This window comes from Arthrobacter sp. lap29, from assembly GCF_032458965.1.
Lineage (GTDB): Bacteria > Actinomycetota > Actinomycetes > Actinomycetales > Micrococcaceae > Specibacter > Specibacter psychrochitiniphilus.
The window spans coordinates 98,855-118,337 of record NZ_JAUCEK010000002.1; the positions used below are offsets into that span (position 1 = coordinate 98,855).

General features: G+C 59.3%; 19 protein-coding genes and 2 pseudogenes. 10 read left to right on the plus strand and 11 right to left on the minus strand.

Annotated features, from left to right (window positions below; all coding sequences use genetic code 11):
- The first annotated feature begins 39 nt into the window (after positions 1-39).
- Both RY113_RS03545 and RY113_RS03550 read left to right on the plus strand, forming a co-directional pair.
- The gene (locus RY113_RS03545; protein ID WP_315913542.1) at positions 40-246 is read left to right on the plus strand and encodes a helix-turn-helix domain-containing protein; all 207 of its coding nucleotides are present in this window, start codon (positions 40-42) and stop codon (positions 244-246) included.
- A gap of 45 nt (positions 247-291) precedes the next feature.
- A complete protein-coding gene (locus tag RY113_RS03550) occupies positions 292-879 on the plus strand; it encodes an IS30 family transposase (RefSeq protein ID WP_315913809.1) in 588 nt (195 codons plus the stop codon).
- 310 nt (positions 880-1,189) lie between these two features.
- Here the strand turns inward: RY113_RS03550 and RY113_RS03555 are convergent, their stop codons facing one another.
- From RY113_RS03555 to RY113_RS03570, 4 genes are all read right to left on the minus strand, one after another.
- Positions 1,190-1,507 (minus strand): hypothetical protein, encoded by a 318-nt coding sequence (locus RY113_RS03555; RefSeq protein WP_315913543.1) that lies wholly within the window; start codon positions 1,505-1,507, stop codon positions 1,190-1,192.
- A 133-nt stretch (positions 1,508-1,640) separates the two neighbouring features.
- On the minus strand, positions 1,641-2,102 hold the full coding sequence (locus tag RY113_RS03560) for a hypothetical protein (RefSeq protein ID WP_315913544.1): 462 nt from the start codon (positions 2,100-2,102) through the stop codon (positions 1,641-1,643).
- A gap of 1,071 nt (positions 2,103-3,173) precedes the next feature.
- Positions 3,174-3,740, minus strand: a complete 567-nt coding sequence (locus tag RY113_RS03565) for a hypothetical protein (RefSeq protein ID WP_315913545.1) — start codon at positions 3,738-3,740, stop codon at positions 3,174-3,176.
- Positions 3,737-4,045, minus strand: a complete 309-nt coding sequence (locus RY113_RS03570) for a prevent-host-death family protein (protein WP_315913546.1) — start codon at positions 4,043-4,045, stop codon at positions 3,737-3,739. The genes RY113_RS03565 and RY113_RS03570 overlap by 4 nt, the downstream gene beginning before the upstream one ends.
- Positions 4,046-4,394: 349 nt before the next feature.
- Between RY113_RS03570 and RY113_RS03575 the strand changes: the two are divergent.
- A pseudogene (locus RY113_RS03575) lies at positions 4,395-5,446 on the plus strand (IS30 family transposase).
- Positions 5,447-5,649: 203 nt separating this feature from the next.
- On the opposite strand, the gene RY113_RS03580 reads toward RY113_RS03575, so the two are convergent.
- The 6 genes and pseudogenes from RY113_RS03580 to RY113_RS03605 form a co-directional block, all read right to left on the minus strand.
- Positions 5,650-6,549, minus strand: a complete 900-nt coding sequence (locus RY113_RS03580; RefSeq protein WP_315913547.1) for a F510_1955 family glycosylhydrolase — start codon at positions 6,547-6,549, stop codon at positions 5,650-5,652.
- Positions 6,550-6,638: 89 nt separating this feature from the next.
- Positions 6,639-7,241, minus strand: a complete 603-nt coding sequence (locus tag RY113_RS03585) for a DUF305 domain-containing protein (RefSeq protein WP_315913548.1) — start codon at positions 7,239-7,241, stop codon at positions 6,639-6,641.
- Between the two features lie 106 nt (positions 7,242-7,347).
- Positions 7,348-7,833, minus strand: a complete 486-nt coding sequence (locus tag RY113_RS03590; protein WP_315913549.1) for a hypothetical protein — start codon at positions 7,831-7,833, stop codon at positions 7,348-7,350.
- Between the two features lie 84 nt (positions 7,834-7,917).
- Positions 7,918-9,967 (minus strand): annotated as a pseudogene (locus RY113_RS03595) (copper-translocating P-type ATPase).
- Between the two features lie 134 nt (positions 9,968-10,101).
- The gene (locus RY113_RS03600; RefSeq protein WP_315913550.1) at positions 10,102-10,431 is read right to left on the minus strand and encodes a heavy metal-associated domain-containing protein; all 330 of its coding nucleotides are present in this window, start codon (positions 10,429-10,431) and stop codon (positions 10,102-10,104) included.
- An 887-nt stretch (positions 10,432-11,318) separates the two neighbouring features.
- Positions 11,319-12,578: a permease gene (locus tag RY113_RS03605; RefSeq protein ID WP_315913551.1), complete on the minus strand. Its 1,260-nt coding sequence runs from the start codon at positions 12,576-12,578 to the stop codon at positions 11,319-11,321.
- A gap of 263 nt (positions 12,579-12,841) precedes the next feature.
- Here RY113_RS03605 and RY113_RS03610 point away from each other — a divergent pair, with 263 nt between their 5' ends.
- The 4 genes from RY113_RS03610 (at position 12,842) to RY113_RS03625 (ending at position 16,200) form a co-directional block, all read left to right on the plus strand.
- Positions 12,842-13,066, plus strand: a complete 225-nt coding sequence (locus RY113_RS03610) for an SHOCT domain-containing protein (RefSeq protein WP_315913552.1) — start codon at positions 12,842-12,844, stop codon at positions 13,064-13,066.
- 32 nt (positions 13,067-13,098) lie between these two features.
- Positions 13,099-13,644, plus strand: a complete 546-nt coding sequence (locus tag RY113_RS03615) for a sulfocyanin-like copper-binding protein (RefSeq protein WP_315913553.1) — start codon at positions 13,099-13,101, stop codon at positions 13,642-13,644.
- A 367-nt stretch (positions 13,645-14,011) separates the two neighbouring features.
- Positions 14,012-14,710, plus strand: coding sequence for an ABC transporter ATP-binding protein (locus tag RY113_RS03620; protein WP_315913554.1), 699 nt, complete (start codon positions 14,012-14,014; stop codon positions 14,708-14,710).
- Entirely contained in the window at positions 14,707-16,200 is a 1,494-nt protein-coding gene (locus RY113_RS03625; protein ID WP_315913555.1) for an ABC transporter permease, read from the plus strand. Before RY113_RS03620 ends, RY113_RS03625 begins: the two co-directional genes overlap by 4 nt.
- A gap of 497 nt (positions 16,201-16,697) precedes the next feature.
- Here the strand turns inward: RY113_RS03625 and RY113_RS03630 are convergent, their stop codons facing one another.
- Positions 16,698-16,850 carry a hypothetical protein gene (locus RY113_RS03630; protein WP_315913556.1) on the minus strand — a complete coding sequence of 51 codons (153 nt, stop codon included), beginning with the start codon at positions 16,848-16,850 and terminating at the stop codon, positions 16,698-16,700.
- A gap of 569 nt (positions 16,851-17,419) precedes the next feature.
- Here RY113_RS03630 and RY113_RS03635 point away from each other — a divergent pair.
- From RY113_RS03635 to RY113_RS03645, 3 genes are all read left to right on the plus strand, one after another.
- A complete protein-coding gene (locus tag RY113_RS03635; RefSeq protein ID WP_315913557.1) occupies positions 17,420-18,049 on the plus strand; it encodes a hypothetical protein in 630 nt (209 codons plus the stop codon).
- A complete protein-coding gene (locus RY113_RS03640; RefSeq protein WP_315913558.1) occupies positions 18,015-18,746 on the plus strand; it encodes a cytochrome b N-terminal domain-containing protein in 732 nt (243 codons plus the stop codon). The genes RY113_RS03635 and RY113_RS03640 overlap by 35 nt, the downstream gene beginning before the upstream one ends.
- Before the next feature lie 96 nt (positions 18,747-18,842).
- Entirely contained in the window at positions 18,843-19,142 is a 300-nt protein-coding gene (locus RY113_RS03645) for a hypothetical protein (RefSeq protein WP_315913559.1), read from the plus strand.
- The last annotated feature ends 341 nt before the right edge of the window (positions 19,143-19,483 follow it).

Here is a 19,483-nt window from a genome sequence, read left to right on the forward strand (position 1 = left end):
CTCTCGAAGCAACAAGTTGGTTGAGTAGAGGAGTTGCTGGTGGGTCGTAGGGCGTTGTGGTTTTCGGATCGCGCGGATATCGCTGTAGGTATACTGGCTGGCAAGACGGATCGGCAGATCGTCGCGGATCTTGGCCGGGACTACACGATTATTTGGCGCGAACGCCACTGGAATTCGACGAAGACCCGTGACTACCGTCCGGTGTGTGCCGACTGTGCTGCCGAGAGCCTGCGCAGCCGTCCGTAGGCACGGAAAATCGATACAGATGTGGTTCTTGCAACCCGGGTGAAGGTGGATCTGGCCAGGTCGAGGGCGCCGCGGCAGATTGCGGGTCGTTTGCGTTTAGAAGCCACAGACGCCAGCGTTGAGACCATGACGAAATCACCCGACGCCGAAGGCCACACCGTCTCCCACGAAGCGATCTACCGATGGATCTACGCCCTGACTAAGGGCGAGCTGACCAAGTCAGGAATCCTGCTGCAATCCAAGCGTACGAAGCGTAAATCCGTGAAGCCGCTGGGTGAACACAACGGTGGACGGATCATTGGCATGGTCAGCATTGATGACCGTTCCGAGGAAGCCTCAGATCGCCGTGTTCCCAGCGCGTGGGAGGGTGATTTGGTGGTCGATAAAATCAGAAAGAGTGCCATCGCAACCCTCGTTGAGAGGAACAGCAGGTTCCTGATCATGCTGGGCCTGCCCGAAGGTAGGAAGGCCGACGGACTCGCCGATGTCCTCATCGATCGGGTCAATGACCTGCCGGTGTTGATGCGCGGGTCCTTGACGTGGGACCAAGGAACCGAGATGGCCCGCCACGCCCAACTCACGCTGGCTACGGACTTGCCGGTGTATTTCGCGCACCCCCACTCGGCGTGGTAACGCCCGTCGAATGAGAACACGAATGGGCTGATCAGGGACCTGCCCAAGGGTATCGAGCTGACCAGCCACCAGCCCTATCTAGACTCCATCGCGGACGAGCGCAACGACCGCCCCCCCCCGCGCCGTCCTGGGATTCCTGACACCCCGAGAAGTATTCACCAAGATGCTCAACGACGATGTTGCTAAGACCGCTGGACACCGCCCACCGCTGCTCGGGTTCTTGCATATCTATTCAAATTTCAGCAAACGTACGGTTGTTTACGACCTGATGATGGGTGGACGAGTTCAAACGTTCAAGGTGTGAGAGTGATCAGCCAGCACTGAAGGACTCGTCGCCGTCTTCTTGGCCATGCTCGGAACCTGCACCTTCTCGGTTTGTTCCAGAGCCATCAGGGAGGGTATCCGGATTATTTTTATCGTCTCGTTGGGCGTTTTCGCTATCTGGTTTTTCGTGGGTGGACCCCTTGTGGTCTTTCCCTTCGAGATTTTCTTCGTTGGTTGATGCTTGCTTTCGCGTTTCCATGGTGACAGCCTCAACACCTGGGGGCATTTCTTGCTCCGGAGTGGGTGTGCCGTAGCCGCCTTCGGTTGGTTCTGGTTGTTGCGTCGGGTATTCACTGGTGCTCATAGTGTTCTCCTTCGTTGGTATCAAGGGTATAACAGTTCAATCTACTGTGGATATATCCAATAGTGTTGGGACTTACCGCGAATACAGTTGTTCTTATTCTGTGTTCATCGCTGATGCCACTGTTAGATAGTTCTTATTGAGTGTCTTGTTCGGTGGGGAGGGCTTCGTGGTGGGGTAGACCGTGTGTACGCCGGCCCTCTTTCATCTCTGCTTCAAAGAGATGACGTTTCCCTTCGACTAGTTCATGCCTGGCCATAGACTCGGCTTCTTTAAACGCGGAGTAATACCCATCGTCGTAATCCTCTACTATCTGGAACGTCCAACGACCATTGATGACGTTCCTACCGACTAGCTCTTGCTCCAGCTGTTCGGCCATTGCCTCAGCACCGGATTCTCGCAGAAGCTCAACAGCTTCACCGAGCGCTAAATCTGCTTTACCTGTTAAGCGATGGAATCCATAGAGATATCCGCGGGCGTGCTCCACCACCTCTAAAGCTTCCGAGAGTTTCCCCAGTGCCTTGACGGTTGCATCACTAACCCTTGCGTCCCGCCGGTGGTCATCATCAGGTCCGTCGTCGCTCTTGAGAGTTCTCATGATTAGTAGCATAAGTCTTCTTATTCCAGAGGTCAGCCCCGGCGATGATCTACTGACTCGCATTGTAAGACGCGGCTATAGGCGTTCCCATCAATGGATTTGAAGCCATGCGGCGGATGCTGCCTGAAGGCGTTCGGCTGACTAGTGTCCGTGTCGAACGTTAGGTTTTGAACGGCTTCACACCTAGGTATGGGGCGCGAATATGGGAACGGTAGAGCATTCACAAAGTGTTGGGCGCCTCAAGATGTGGCTAGTCATTTGGATGCCATTTAACTGGATGCAGTGCTGGTGTGCAGGAGCGGCATCCGGACGCTACCCGACGCCGTAGGCAAAGGAAGTCGGGGGCTGGAGCCACGACACTAGCCGGCGGCGCGGATGCCTGGAATGCTGGTGATAGACGATGAAAATGGTTGAGCTTTCGCTCAAAAACGCGAGCAGAAATTGAACCCATTTCCGTCTCCAAGCATGCCAAAAACGTGACCGACTTTTCGTTCAAAAACGTGAGTAAAACGTGTGTTGGCCCGTTTTTTGCCTCAAACGGCTCTGACCTGCGGAACGTAACCACTGGTCAGAGCCACTTTTTGGTGCCCCGGGCGGGAATTGAACCCACGACCAAGAGAATCTCGCCACCTAGGTGTTATGGTGTGTCGCTGACTCTCATAAACGTTGAGTTTTAGGGACTTTTGGGCGGATTCGGAGGCGATGGCATGTCGTAGATTGTGGTTGTTTTTGGTTGAAAAGGGGGAGTAAAAGGGGAGTGCTTCGTCGCGAGCTGGCGGTGGCGTCTAAATGCGGGTTCAATCTCCCGGCAGAGTGGGCCACGTGAGTGGTGCCCAGTCGCGTGGAGGTTGCTGTCCATGGTGGCCATTTTACGCCGGGCTCGGGCCAAGGTAATAGTAGGTTCGTTGAGATTAGGTTGCGAACATTGGCGACGGGCCGACAACATCTGGGCAACCAAACCGGAACCATTTGTTTTGGCATGGCATGGCATGGCATGGCATGGCATGGCATGGTCGCCGAATGCCGGAAATCGTTGTCGATCAATTGGTCTGGCTCGCGAGGCTTGAGGGCTTATTCCTTGCGCTGGTTGGACCAGTGTTCCATCAGCAGTTCTTGTCCTTGCTGTTCGGTCAGGTTGGAGATGTCTTCCGGGGCAAGGTTGAGTTGATCGCGGAGGGCGGTCTGAAGCCAGTCCGGCAGGGAGGACTTCCTGGTGGGTTCTGTGGCAGCTTCAGCGGATTCGTAGAGGCGTCCCATTTGGGTGATGACGTCTTTTAGCGGTTGAAGCTTGGGGTCATCTCCTATCCGTGCGATGCGTGCTTTGAGTTCTTCGTAGATTTCGCTGTCCGACCTAACGCCCACGGCCCATATTTCGGAGATGTCAAGGATTGGTGTGCCATCTGTGTCTGCGGTGACTCTCCAAACTATGCGCCAATCACGGTCACCTACAACGAGTTTACGGAAACCAATCAAGGCGCCCAACAGGGGCTCTCCGGCATTTGTCGAGCGCTCCAAGAGCAGCATCTTCTTGAAGACGGTACGAACTGCATGGGGGTCTTTCTTACTGAGCCGGTGAAGGTCGGCAATGGCATCTTCGGTGAGTCGAACGACGCAGATGCGCTGCGGGTGTGGGCTCACGCTCGCCCTGCGGCGATATCGGAGGCAATCTCGGCCTCCAGTTCAGCACGGGTGAAGCCTAAGAATTCCATGGCCTGGTCCAGATCGGTGCGGACGCCGCTGTCGGTGGCGAAACGAGCCATGACGAGAGCTGCATCGCGCAGAGTGTCACGGTCCCGCCGAAGGCTGGAGATTTCCTCAGCGGAAACAACCTCAGCGACGACCCGGCCATGTCGGGAAAGTGGCACGTCGTTTCCCGCTTCAGCCGAGGCAACTAGAGAGGACAAGCCGGCACGTGATGCTTCTGTGATGGTCATGGTGGTCATATAAGAACTATACAGATTTCTATGTAGATTCTCAATCGGTCGCGTGCACCGCGATTACCGTGGCGTCAACGCCGATCGGGAATGGGTTAGGTCCGCTTTCCGCGTTGGCCGTAATGGTCAATGGATCACAACGGCTTTGATGTCCCGTATGGGGAACGGCGAATTCAATCGGTCGTTGCACCACCCCCTTTGTTGTGAGGTGTTGTACATGCATTCGAAGACGGAGCGGATTGTTAAGGAAGCCCAGTTTTGGGTGCTGATGGCCCAGGGCTCGACGCTGATTGCGGCGTGCAACGCTGTAGGAGTGGATCGAAGAACCGGGCGGCGTTGGCGGCAAGCAACTGGCGGGTTGATCCCGCGGAAGAAACCGGAGCCCTCAGGCCGGTACCTGTCGTTGGATGAGCGGCTGAGGATCGCTGATCTGCACCTTACTGGAGCCAGCGCACGGTCAATTGGGGTGCAGATGGATCGATCTGCCTCGACGTTCAGCAGGGAGCTACGCCGTAACGGCGCCCAGAGGAGTAGGCGGGGCTGTGGGGCGTATGCGCCGTATGCGGCGCAGAAGAAGGCCGAGTTGCGTGGCTGCCGGCCCAAAGGAAGTAAGTTCGACGGCGTGGAACTGGCCGATCTGGTGCAGGCCAAGTTGTGTGTGAAGTGGAGTCTGGTGCAGATCAGCGACCACCTCACCGCAATGTTCCCAGACCGGGCCGGGATGCGAGTGTGTCCTGAAACGATCTATCAGGCGCTGTATGCGCGGGGGCGCGGATATTTGCGTGCTGACCTGCATCAACACCTGAGGACTGGCCGTGGCGTCAGGCGACCCAGGCGATCCGCTGGTAATCGGCCTGGCAAGATTCCGGACATGGTCTTGATCAGTGAACGACCTGTAGAGGTCGATGACCGGGCCGTGCCGAGGCATTGGGAGGGGACTTGGTGCTGGGGTCAAACTGTCGTTCAGCGATCGCCACGTTGGTGGAGCGGCAAAGTAGGTACACGGTGCTGGTCCACCTGCCCAACGATCACGGTGCCATCGCCGTACGGGAGGGGCTGGTGAAGACCATCAACGCCTTGCCGGAGCATCTGCGCAAGTCGCTGACCTGGGGCCAAGGAACCGAATTGGCACAGCATCGACGAATCACTCTGGCAACGAAAATGGATATCTATTTCTGCGAACCGCATTCACCTTGGCAGCGCGGAACCAACGAGAATACCAATGGACTCCTGCGCCAGTATTTTCCCAAAGGCACAGATTTGTCTGTGCATTCACCGAATCGGCTGCTGGAAGTCGCCACCGAGCTCAACGACCGACTCCGCAGGATCCTCGGTGGCAGGACCCCCGCACAGGCCATGGAACAGCTACTATCGGAACCAGAGAAACCCCTTGGTGCGACGACAGATTGAATTCGCCGGTCCGCCACCGGACACATCAGCCACTCAACCTGCTGCTTTGCATATGTGTTGTTTTCAACGCTAAATGGTGCACTTTTTTGCAGTGGTAAGTGTCGCATCCCCAAGCGTGTGATTGTTGACTCCGTTTGGCGGCTGAATCGCAGCTTCGATTGTCGGTGACGTTGATGGCGAAGAATTCCCCGACGTCCACGGTGTTAGGGCGTAGCCGGGCCAAACGTGGCCCCGCCGTCGGAAGAGCTTTGGACGCCTGTGGCCGTGGACACCCAGATTGCCGGCTTGCAACTGTCCCCTGCCAGGGCGGTCAAGGCCTGAACTTCGCTTTCAACCCTCCCGGTGGGTGTCCATGTCAGGCCCGCGTCGGTGGAGATGTGGACGCTGCCATCCGGGGCAATCCCTACGGCGTCGGTGGGGGCCTTCTCAGGCGAAGGTGCAAAGGCCACGAACTGCATCAACGGGGCGTCTGGGACAGCGCCCCAAGTCTTTCCACTGTTGATGGAGCGTTGCAATCCCTGCTGCGTGGTGGCCAGAACCACCGAGGTGGCTGGATTTCCAGCCAAAACGGCAGGGCTGAAGCTAGCCGATGATTTCTCCCATGTGATGCCATCGGCACTGGTGCTCAACTTCCCGTCAAAGGCGACCAAGCCATGATCGGTGGCGCTGAGAGCATGGAAGTCTGATTTACCCTGGCGAGAGAGGCGCTCCCATGTTTTGCCGGCGTCCGTGGAGCGGATGAGCCCGACTGGGTTCGGCAGTGCTGATCCGGGTCCGGGGTGTCCGGAGCCATAGAACACTTCAGGATCGGCTGTGGGCGTGAATCCCATCAGGTCAATGGTGTCGGTGCTGACCTTGACGGGGGTTTTGCTGGTGGCATCGTAGAGGCCCTCGTGGGTTGCGAGCAGGACCTTCGAGGACACCTGGTCCACGTATATCCCATGGACATGTTGCGAGGTGGCTGCCGGTGCCGTTGCGGGTGTCGTTTCCGGGGCTGATGTGGTTGCTGATGTGCAACCAGCCAATGCCAGCGGAAGGGCAAGGGTCGCACCGGCAATCGAGAAACGAGTGTTCTTGCGGAGAAAGATGTTGCGGGGGGTCACTGAGATCTCCAAGAGGGAAGAAAGGGGCAAGATGGCCGGTGGCGGCCAGAACTGGACCGGGCCGCCACCGATGGTTCAGTGGGTGCTGGCTAGAGAGTTGCCAACAACGCTTTCATTTCCTTGATTTCAGCTTCTTGGCTGGAAACAATCGATTTCGCCAGCGTGACGGCTTCCGTGTTCTTTCCGTCTGCGACCTCAGATTTAGCCATCTCTAGGGCACCCTCGTGATGGGCGGTCATCTGGGTCAGGAACAATTTGGCGGCCTCGGTTCCTTGGGCGGCCTTGAGCTTGTCCAGGTCCGCGCTGGTCATCATGCCCGCCATGGCGTGATCTCCCGTCATGGTGGTCGACTCGCCCCAGGCGCTCAGGTAGTTGGTCATAGTGCTGATCTCCGGGGCCTGGGCAGCCTTGATCTCCTTGGCCAGGGCGATGATTTTTGCGTCCATGTCGGGCTTTGCCAGCATGATGTCGCTCATCTCCACTGCCTGGGAGTGATGGGGCAGCATCATTTGGGCGAACATCGTATCTGCTGCATTGTGATCAGCGCCGATAGCGGGGGGTTGCGCGGTGGACATGGCCGAGCTGCCATGGTCCATGCCTTCCATAGAGCCTGCATCGGGGCTGGTGGAACAACCGGACAGAGCAATAACGGCGGCTAGTGCGGCGGCGGAAGCGGTTAGAATTTTTTTCACAGTAAACAGTCCTCAACTCAAAATTTTCACTACAGATGGACGTCACCCCTCGGCGGGGTGCGTTAACGAGGACCCGTCACACGGTGACAGGTCAGAATCGAACGTTTTACGTCCGGCTGATGGAGAGTTGAGTTAAGGAAGGAGGGTCAGGGATGCGCCCTACACGTTTGTATCCCTCATGGCCCGATACGGTGGGCCCGGCGGCAGGGTCGGGCACGAGACCCGGTTGCGGGGCCGCTGGTGTAGCCGCCCCGGCGGAGGGTATGCAAGCTCCGTGGCTGGCCATGGGCATCTCACATCCTAAGGGTGAACACCCACACACATTCATGTTTCCGTGGGGGGAGGCCACCGCCGCAACTTCGTCATGGTCGGCGACTGACATGGTTAGTGATGCTGCGGGGTGTGCACGAGCAGGAGCCCCAGCCACGTCGGCAGCAGCGGTGCTGATGTGCACGGACGCCATCGGCGCAGCCTGTGCGCTGCCGATGACGTGCATGCCCAGAAGGCCGCCCACAATAGCGGCCGCCAGCGTGATTAGGCCCACCCAACGCAGCAACGATCCCCGCAGTCGCAGCGTGCTTGACGCGTTCATGGCGGGATCCTTTCTGCTGGCTTGGCAGTGACGGTCGTTGTGTAGTGTACCGGAGCGTACTGGGTGGTTCCGGTGGTCGGGGGATTAGCTCACTTCGGCAGGGTTGAGCTTGAGACGGCGCAGCAGTTGGGCGTTCAGGGCCACAACGATGGTGGACAAGGACATGAGCACAGCCCCGGCCGCTGGTGAGAGCACGAAGCCGACGCCGGCGAGCACTCCGGCAGCCAGTGGGACGGAGATGATGTTGTAGCCGGTGGCCCAGATCAGGTTTTGCCACATCTTGCGGTAGCTGGCTTTGGAGAGGTCCACGGCGGAAAGTACGGCACGAGGGTCACTGCCGGCCAAGATCACCCCGGCCGATTCCATGGCGACGTCCGTTCCGGCGCCAATCGCGATGCCAACTTCTGCTCTGGCCAGGGCGGGTGCGTCATTGACGCCGTCACCGACCATGGCCACCTTCATGCCGCGGCCTTGGAGTTCAGTCACTTTCTGGTCCTTGTCTTGGGGCAGGACTTCGGCAAAGACCTCATCGATGCCCAGCTCCGCGGCCCGGTGTCGGCAACCTGCTGGGCGTCACCGGTGATCATGGCAACCTTGATGCCGCGGGATTGCAGGGCATGGACGGCCTGGCGGGATTCCTCACGGACTTCATCTTCCAGTGCGAGAGCACCGATCACGGCACCATCTTTGATGACGTGCAGAATCGAGGCCCCCCGATCCATCCACCGCGTTGTTGCGGTCTTGATCCGCTCCGGTTCGGCCAGGGCAAGTTCCTTCAGCATTGCCGGACCGCCGACGGCAACAGTGGCACCGTCAATGGTGGCCTGGACCCCGCGGCCGGTCACGACTGGAAACCGGTGGCTACCATGGCTGGTGCGTCGGTCTTGTTCGCGGCTGCAATTATGGCGCGGGCCACGGGGTGTTCACTGTCGGATTCCACAGCGGCGGCCAGTGCCAGCAATTCATCCGTGCTCAGTCCTTCAACGGCCGCAACGTCGGTCAGGGCAGGCTCGCCATTGGTCAGGGTTCCGGTCTTGTCGAAGAGGACGACGTCGATGGTGCGCATCCGCTCCAGTGCCATCCTGTCCTTGATCAACACACCGGCGCGGGCTGCACGCTCCGTGGAGATGGCAATGACCAATGGAATTGCAAGGCCCAGGGCGTGGGGGCAGGCAATGACGAGCACTGTCACCGTGCGGGTCACGGCATCGGGAATGCTGCCCAGCAGTGACCAAACGATGAAGGTGATGACGCCGGACCCGGCGGCGAAGTAGAACAAGAACGCTGCGGCGCGGTCGGCCAGGGCTTGGGCCCGGGACGTGGAGGATTGTGCCTGGGCCACCAGCCGCTGGATTCCGGCCAACGCTGTGTCATCGCCGACGGCGGTCACTTTTACCCGCAGGGAATTATCGGTTGCAACGGTGCCTGCCACCACGGGGTCCCCGACCGTTCTGGGGATGGTCTTGGATTCGCCGGTGATCATGGACTCGTCCACTTCCGCGGTCCCGTCGGTGATTTCGCCGTCGGCCGGCAACCGGGCTCCGGGGCGGACCAGAACAATGTCGCCGGGGTTCAGTTCTGCGATGCTGATGGTTTCAGTGCCGCTGTCGGATACCCGTTCGGCCTCGTCGGGCAATAGCGCGGCGAGGGCGTCAAGGGCACCTCGGGCCGAGCCCAATGCCCGCATTTCGATCCAGTGCCCCAGCAGCATGATGGCCACCAGCAGGGCCAGTTCCCACCAAAAGTCCAAGTCGAAGCCGCCAATGCCAAGGCTCGTCACCCAGGACGCAATGAACGCCACCGTGATGGCCATGGAGATCAGCAGCATCATGGCCGGCTGGCGGGACTTGATTTCCTGCCACCCACCCTTGAGGAACGGCTGGCCGCCGTAGAAGAAGATCACGGTGCCCAACAATGGCGGGATCCACCTCGAACCCGGGAACTGGGGCACCGTGTAGCCAAGGAGGTGCCCAAACATGGGGCTGAAGAACACGACAGGGATGGACAGAATTAAGGTCAGCCAGAAGCGGTTCTTGAACATGGCAGTGCTATGCCCGGCATGTTGGCCCTCACTGTGCACGGCATGGTCATCATGATCCATGCCGGCATGTTCCATCGAGGAGTGATCCATCATGGAGGGACTTGTGCCGGAGTGGCCATTGGTCATGCCCAGTTCCGGTTCAGTATTGGTCGTTTAATGGCCAGTGGGGTTGTTGTGCTTGTCCATCTCACTCCTAGCTCGGCAGTGCGGAAACAATCGGCAGGGGGTTAGTTTCGGGTTAAGGAATAGCCGGCGTTTTCGACGGCGGTCTGCACCGATTCCCGGCTGGCCCCACCGATGACGGACAGTGTAGAGATGCCGACAGTCACCAGTTCAACGGTGGCCGATTCCACTCCCGGTACGGCTGAGATGACCCTTTCGACGGTTTTCACGCAATGCCCGCATGTCAGGCCCTCCAAGCCGTAAATCGTCCCGGCAGCTTCGCTCGGAACTGCAGGACCTGACACTACGGCTGTTGGGTCGGAAGAGCAGCACGTACAGCCGGTATCAGCAGTGGGGGTCAGGTTGAGATCTTTGCGGGTATCGGTTCCACACATGTCAGTTGATTCCTTCGCACGAGAATGAATAATGTGTTGGGGTTGAACGGCAGTGGCGGCTGGAATGCTTCTCAGCCGAGACAAACTACTTCACTGACAACAAACCCAATATACCCCCTAGGGGTATATTGGTCAAGGTGATAGGAGGCTTTTTGTGTGACTGTCCCCTACATACGCAGACAGGAATGGGGAGGGATGAGGGCATGGCAGCCGGTCCGTGGGTTTGACGGTGCAAAGTCTTTGCGAGGTTGGCACAATGAGCCGGGGTACGGGGTCTTTTGGTATGGCGCGATGACGAATTTTCGGTCTACCGTTCTGCTGAGGTCCTGGATAGATCATGGCCAATGGCCTCTCAGTACTCCTCGCTGGCAAATGCTGTGGCTCCGACCCAGGAGGTGGTGGAGTTGCACTCGTCCATCTCATAGCTGTGTCGTTGATCCGGAGTCTGGGGAGTGTCGGTGCTGGCTTGGTCACGGGGCGCATAACCAGCCGCTGCGTGACGACGCTGACCGTGGCCACCGTGGCGGTGATGACCACGGTGAACGAATCCGAGTATGCTCTGAGAGTACGAGGAATGGAACCAGCGCGGTGACGTCGAGCGCGATCGCGACCCAGGGGATCCATCTTTTGGCGTGGACCTCGCTGAGCACATACCGGATTATTCCCCAGTGGATCCCGATGTCCCTTACCAGGGAGAATACGGCTCCCAGCACGGCAATCTGGGATAGGTCTACGAAGGCACTATGACGATGGCCATGCCAGCGACAATGAACAATGACTGGTGTTCTTATTTCCCTTCAACCTCGGAACCTGTCCCATCTCATGGAGCATGGTGTAGAGATTGAAGACAGCGAAAAGGCTGGCCACCATGCCCGAAAGTGTGGCGATCACGATTGATCCGGGCCAGGCGGGCCCGTGGTTCGAGGGGCGTGGTTTTGGTGGCTGGGGTGGTGGTCCATGGGGTGGCCGTCGTTGGAGTGGTCCTCTCCGGTGTGATCGTGTCCGGAGTCGGGTGAGCCGCCCATCATTTTGAGCATGCTGCCGGAGCCGGTGCGGAAGAATACCACGAGCAAAGCCAGCCCAATGAGGATGAAGGTGATGTTCAGCCAGGTGGTGTAGTTCCAGCTGATGCCGGCGTCGATGATGGAGAGGTGCCGGTTGGTAGGGACCAGATGGAGGGGGGTGAAGATCAGCTCGACAATATACCCGGCGAGCACCATGGCCGCGTAGAAGATCGCGGTGATGCGTAGTGCCGCTTTCGTGCCGTAGTACTTCCGGTAGATGAGGATGATCGGGATGATGATCAGGTCAGCGAAAATGAAGCTGATGACGCCTCCGAAGCTGATCCCGCCATTCCACAGGACTGCGGCCAGGGGCACGTTTCCTACCGAGCAGACAAAGCTGACCACCGCGATGAGCGGTCCGATCAGGGGACCGAGGATGAACGCCAGGGCTGGGTCATGGACGAAGAAGATCGCTTGCAGCCAGGGTTTGGGCACCCACGCTGCAAACGCTCCTGCAATGAGCAAACCGATCAGGATGTCCCGGAGCACGGCCGCCCAATCCATCACGAAGTACCGCGAGACTGACGTGATGCCAGCGCGGGAGAACAGCCTCTTCCAGAAGCTACCTTCTGCAGTGATGGACATGTCCATCGCTGCGTGGCCCTCCATGGAGCCGGCCAAGCCCTTCTCGGCTTGGTTCCGGGCGGCCTCCACGATCTTCCCTCGCATCCACATCCGGAATCCGAGGGCGACGAACACGATGATGAACGGGCCGCCGACGAACTCAGCCAGGGTGAACTGCCAGCCCATCACGAACGCCAGAATGAGCCCGAGCTCGAGCACCAGGTTCGTGGAGGCGATCTCGAACGCCATCGCGGCAGTGAAATTGGCGCCCTTGCGAATCAACGCACGCGCGAGTGCGACGGCCGCGTAGGAGCACGACGAGGACGCAGCGCCGAGGCCAGCTGCGATCGAGAGGGAACGGGGAGAGTCATCATGCATGAGGGCAACGATTCGTTCCTTACGAACGATCGCTTGAATCACCCCTGACAGGGTGAATCCGAGCACGAGTGGCCAGAGGATCTGCCATGCCATTGAACCCGCGATGGCCAGGGCATGGCCGAGTGCTTCCAGGATGAACATGCAAATCCTCCTTCACGTTCTATGTAAAGTGTCCACCTGCTGGGGCATTTGTGGTGAGGAATGTTTTGAAAGATCAACCAGGGTGACCGGGCATGGACGGGCCTGTGCGCATCTTAACGGGCCCCATTGGAAGTGCGGCACGCCCCGGGCAGGTCAGCTCGCTTGAAAGGGACCTATGGCCCTATTTCCCCAGCGGGAGGCGCGCTATCTTTCAAGTAAACGGAGGTTTGACCATGTACGGATACGGTGGCGACAGTTGGGGAATGACTGGCTGGATTGCAATGGCAGTGCTGATGGTTTTGTTCTGGGGCGGGGTGGTCGCCGTCCTCGTGGTCCTTCTTCGACGCCCGCACCCCGGCCAGGGAACGCCCGACATGCGCCCCTCACACTATGAGGCCGAGCGTATCCTGCACGATCGTTTCGCCCGCGGGGAGATCGATGAAAGCGAATACCTCGCCCGCCATGCCGCTCTTCGGCGACCGGAATGACGGCCGTTGGAGCGTGGTCGTCCCGTGCATGGGTGATCCTTGGGATTCTGGCAACGTTGCTTCTCGCCGGGTTGTCCCTGGTGACGATAGGCGCGCTGGGAGGCGGGTTCACCGTGGGCGGGCCGGGATCACCAGGGCGGGCATGCACGGTGCCGAGTCTTTCTGGAACGGTAGTGAACGTCACCCTGACGAACATGGGCGGGCCCATGATGGGCGGCGGTGGCGGACCGATGTCTGGAGGCGCCATGGGCTTGCAAGCAGACCAGGCCACCGTTGCACACGGGGCTGTGTCCTTCCTCGTGACGAACCGGGGGAGCATCACCCACGAAATGGTCGTTCTTCCCCTTCCTGAATCTCAGCTTGTGGGCACACGCCCGATCGGCGGTGACGCGAAGATCGAGGAAACAGGCACCCTGGGGGAGGCCTCCAACACCTGCGCTGAAGGCGCTGGCCAGGGTATCGTGCCCGGAGGCGCAAGCTGGGTGAGTATCACTTTGAAACCGGGCCGGTATGAGTTGCTCTGCAATCTCCCCGGCCATTACGCCGCCGGCATGTACACCCAGCTCACCGTCACCTGATCAGGAACCACTGAGGCATGAATTGAATCCTTTCAGCAGAAAGAAGACGGCATCAGACTCCCGAAGGCTTCAGGTGACCCACACTTTCGGATTGGGGGTGTTGCCCGGGGCGAGGCTTACACCAAAAGGATTTGCTGAGGACGGGGAAACAAGTTGTAGACCGCTATGGGTGGGCACTTGACTCGACGGTACATCTCAAGAGCGATGGTGATTCTGCCAGCGAGAGTGAGCGAAGCTACAAAAACGAGGATACTGGCGGCGAAGCTGATGCCCACCAACGACAAGTCAGTCCCACCTGACGATCGGACGTGCGTGCTTGCCCCCGTTTGGCGCGGCGCTTAGCATCAGAGGAAGAAACGGGTGAAAAATGGGCCACGGACACGGCGACCACGTTCAGCACGGCGGAAGGGTTCAGAACGCCCGACGGGGTGATGATCCGGTGCTCCAGGCTTCGGGTATCACGAAGTCGTATCACCGAGGTCCGTGGCCCTTCGGCCAGACCCGCGATGTTCTCTCTGGTGTCGATCTGGCTCTGCATCGTGGGGAGGTCGTGGGCCTTACAGGCGAGAATGGCTCCGGTAAATCGACTCTGATGAAAATCCTGGTCGGTGAGATGCGAGCTGATCAGGGAACAATTTCCCGGAGCGGTCGGCTGGGCTATTGCCCGCAGGCGCCACTGGTCTACGAGCGCTTGACCTGCGACGAGCATTTCGACCTGTTCGCTAGGGCTTGCGGAATGACCGGACAGGCAATGGCAGTATCACGAGAGTCGATTTACGAAGAGCTGGGATTCAAACGATACGCGCGCACTCGTGCCGATCAGCTATCCGGAGGAACACTGGCCAAGCTCAACCTCGGTCTCGCTCTGCTCGCGGACCCTGATGTGCTCCTCCTGGATGAACCCTCGGCCGGTTTCGATTGGGATACGTACCAGAAATTCTGGATTCTCGTCGCGGGGCGCCGCGCGGCCGGACGGACGGTACTGATCATCAGCCATATTGTGGTTGACGAGGACCGTTTCGACCGTATTCTCGACATCCGTGATGGAGGCGTGGTCGCCCGATGACGACCTTGGTGTTTGTCCAACGTTTCCTGAACGACTTCGTGCGCAATCCGGTCAACCTACTCTTACTTGTTGTTGTGCCCATAGTCTTCGTGATCTGCGCGAGCGGTCAACTGGCGTCCTTTGCAAAGTTGTTTGGCGGCCCAGCGGGCCCGGCGGTCGAGTTGGCGACCGCCGGGTGGGCTGCCGGATTCATTGCTGGTGTCGCCATGTATTTTCAAATGGCCGCGACGCGCGGCACCGATCGAAGAGTGGTCATCGCTGGCCTCCCCGCTGCGCGGCTCTCCCTCGCCCGTCTGGTCACCGGCGGATGCCTCGCCGTGTTGGCGGCCACGGCAGCTTTGCTCGCCCTCATTGTCCGTACCGGGGTCGATGACCCTTGGCGGGCCTTCGCCGGGACCCTCATGTTCGCTGGAATCTATGTCGCCATCGGTGCCGCGGTCGGGGTGGTGGTGCGCAATCCGCTCAACGGCAGCGTCATCGTTTTGTTCGTGTGGATCGTGGATGTGTTCTTTGGCCCGGCGATGGGTGCCACCGACAACGTCGCGACCCGGCTTTTGCCGACTCACTACGTCACCTTGTGGATGATTGACCTGCCCTCGGGCCTAGGCGGTCCCATTGGTGATCTCGGCTGGGCCCTGGTCTGGACGGTATCCGCGGTTGGCGCAGCTTGGGCCCTCATCGTCGCCCGGACCCGCACTGGCCACGGGCACATTCGTCTGCCAGAAGCGGGATCGTTCCGTTCCCAAACCTCCGCCGCGCTGCGGGCCGCTTGGTGGGACACTCGACGCAATCCCACCCTGTGGGCTCTTCTCGTGATTGTGCCTGTGGTGTTCATCCTCGGCGTCTATGTCATCACACCGGATAAACCCATCTCGATTGTCCTGCCTGAGAACGGCGCGAGCATCACCCGCACACTGTCTCTTATCGATCTGCACGGAGCAACGATGGCGCCCGTAGCTGTCGCGTCACTCGCGGCGCTCATTGGCCTTTTCGGCGTGCTGCAGAGTCGGGATGGCGACCGGAGGGCGGCTCTGGCTGGAATGCGAACCAGCGCACTGTTGTCCGCACGGCTGGGGGTCCTGACCGTTTCCGCGCTCGTCGCGACCGGGGTGGCCCTAGCCACCAGCGCGCTGGTCTTCAGCCCGGTCCAGTGGGCAGGTTATGCCGGCGCCAACATACTCATCGCGCTGACTTACGGGCTCATCGGGGCGCTTCTTGGGCCGATCTTCGGATCCGTCAGCGGAGTGTTTATCGCCTTCCTCATCGCGTTCCTGGATATCGGCATTGTCCAGAATCCGATGTTGCAGTCGGAGCCGGTCTTTTGGTCTCGTTTACTGCCCGGATACGGTGGATCGCAGGTCCTCATCGATGAGGCGTTTACCCGGAGTTTCGACGAAGTCGTACCGCTCCTAGTCGGGTTGGGATGGTTCGTTGCACTGGCCGTGGCCGTGCTCTTTACCTACCACCGCGCCACACGCCCGGTGAGCTGAGCCTGACTACTCAGCAGCGAAAAGGCACAGAGCCCGAGCCGCTTGGCCGTGGAATGACAGGTCCGGCGACAATACCCTCTCAGATCAACAAGTGACAGGGCAGGACTGTCTTACCGAACCTGGATGACCAAACCCCGGGATACAATCTCGATAGCCGCGGTCGGCATGAAGGCTTGTATCCCGGGGGTCAGGCCAAATTCCAGGCAGACACGTGCGCTGGTCGTTCCTATCAGCCGTACCGGATGGTTCACGACCTGCTGGTCGGTTGGGTTCTCTCCGCGTTGCGTCTCCGGTGGACACTTGGCTTTGTCCCTGCAGCATCCTCACTGCTAGGTCCTAGACCTTCACCGTGATCTCCTGGCGCCGATGAGATAGGCCGGACCAGGAGTTCCCGAAGCGACCTAAAAACTGTCGATGGGTGCGCACCACACCTTGCCTAGGTTTCCTTGATGGGAAAAGGCAGTGATCGAAGAGGTATAACTACACCGATTCCTTGCCTACACCTCCCACTTCACCCACCTGTCCATGAGTTCAGCTGCCGCCAGCATCAACCAGATCACCCGAAACCAGGCTCCGAACGGGCATACCGTGTTTCGGGTGACGGCTTCTCCGTAGGACAGCCCGACGGTGATGGTGTGTGGGTAGCTCATCGTTATGCTTCTTCAGCGATCTTCTTAACCAGGCCAAGGCTGCGAGCTGTATAGACGAGGCTTTCGGTAGCACGTGTGGGTCGATCCGGTAGCGCCCGCGGGCGGATCGGATAGCGCTTTTGGTCGCGCCGGCTGGAGATTGCTTTCGTCCGCGAGATTGGGGCCGTGGACGGTGAGGGGAATCGGCTGTATAGGCTGGCTGCCGACACATCGTGTCCTTGCTGGTGCGAGGATGCCCATATTGGCAGGTTGAGGCCCTGGTGGCACCGCCACACCCACACCAGATCAGAAGGGGCAACCACCCCAGCTAAAACCAATGCCGCGGCCCACGGCCAAGGTGCTATCCGATCCGCCTACGCGCGCTACCGGATCGACCCATGCCCGCTACCGAAAGCCTCGACTAAACAGCGAGCCGTCAAGCACCGGGTGCGCGAGAGCGTTGCGGTCATGCAAGGCTTGGGTCCAGCATGAAAAAAGGGACCTATGACCCTAAAAACTGTCCCTCTTAGACCATATATTTATTAGATGCGTTTATGTCGGCGTATCAATACGTGAGCGGGGATGGCTTCATGAATCGGACAGTGCACTTCTTGCCTACCGTCTCTGACCACATTCGCCCCTATGGACGACGCAGTCTCGTAGGTATTCTTGTGGTTTTCTTGAGTCTCACTATGGTCGGCCAGCCCGCATGGGCGCACGGCGGACAATCCCCCACCGAGGGTTACGTCATGGTGCAGCAGGCGCTCAGCTACCTAGTCACCGACCCCTCCCCAGCTGGCACCGCCCAGGCGTTGACGAAGGTGAATGACGCCCTCGCGGCTAAAGATCAGGACGGGGTGGCTGTCGCAGAAGTCAAACAGGCCAAAGCGGACCTCATGAATGGAGATACCAACTCTGGCCGAGCCCTTCTTCAAGGATCCATCAAAGAAGCGATAGCGGCCCTGAAGCCGGCGGTGGGGGAAGAGACGGGAACCACGATCGTGGTGGCCCCGTTTGTTCCGCCGGCGACACTCACGGTCACAGCTTGGGTCTTCCTTGCGCTCTCGGTCCTTGTCGCCATCGGTGGCACCATTCTCGCAATACGGTTTCGTCCGTCTGAGGGCATGCGGGATTTGCGTCGCGACATCCTCGGAGCTAAGGGCCTCCGTCATCAATCTTCGCATCGTGAATCGACTGGACGTGACAAAGATGCCTTCTGAATTCGCCGACTCAGCCCCCGTTTCGGCAACCCCGGAACCTCGCACGTGGATCCGAAAGGCCTGGGGCGCAATCGATGAGCGCATGGGAATCTCCGCATTGGCCTACCCTGTGCCCGAGCACGCCAACCGGTTCGCGTGGACCCTCGGTGGGATTACCGCCATAAGCTTTGTGCTGCTCATCGTAAGCGGAATTGTGCTCGCCCAGTTCTACGCTCCCGTGCCGGAATTGGCGAATCAGTCAATTCGTGACGTCCAGTCAAACGACTGGGGCGGTTTAGTCCGAGGGGTTCATTTCTGGGCGGCGCAGGCGATGTATGTCAGTGCTCTCCTCCACCTCATCCGCGTCTTTTTTACCGGTTCCTATAAGAAACCTCGTGAAGGGAACTGGCTCGTTGGGGTTGCGATGTTCGCGCTGGTGACTTTCGCTATCTTTACCGGGACGGTCTTGAAATGGGATCAGGAAGGGTTCGAAGCTCTCGGTCACAACATCGAAATCGGCAACCTGCTGGGCGGCCTGGGGTTCTGGTTCTCGCCCAACTTCTCCGGCCAGATCCCCATCCTGCTACGGCTCTATGGTGCCCACGTTGTGATTATTCCCGGAATCATTCTGGTGCTCGTCATCTTGCATTTCCTTCTTGTCAAACGTCACCATATGTCCCCTCACCCCAGCTTGCCGGTTGGAGATCTCATCGAGTAGGCCGCCGCCGCCGAGCCCACGCAGCCGTTCACACGACACCTTCGCCGCCTGGTCGCCTTCGGAATTGCTCTAACCGGTATTCTCGGTATCCTCGCAGTGCTTCTTCCCCCATCCATCGGCTCGTCTCCGGTGGCCGGGATTGAAATTACCCGACCGCTGTGGATGTTCTGGTGGCCATTCACGCTGGAAAACTGGTTCGGACTGCCCGCCATCGCGTGGGGGGAAGGGGCATTCTTCCTCATCTTGGCGGCGTTGCCATTCATCGACCGTAACAAGAAACGACACTGGCGGCAGCGACCCGTGGCCATAACGCTTGCCTCCGTGCTTCTGGTTGCCCTCATTGCTCTGAGTATCATCATGATCCTGACGCCAGCCAAGAACCACTTGGGCATGTGATGGCCTTCCGGAGCGGTCGATCCCAGAGCGGTCGTGCGTACCGCTGGCTCGTGTTTCTGATCGCGATTATGGTCGTGACAGCCGGAGCAATCACCGCAGCTGTCACAGCGCCGCCAGGCCCCCTTGCTGGTCTCAGTTTTGGGTTTAGCTCACTCATTTTCGTGATCGCCCTCATCCTCGCAGGACGAGTGACGATTGCGCTTGAAAACGCCCGCCGCAGGACCCTTCCACCGCCGCCGGAGACCAATCCCTTCCCCATAGTCAGCAAACTGCTCAGGCGCAAATAGACGACTCCAGCATCGAACAACGGGTCACGGGCCACCACTGCACTAGCGACTGAC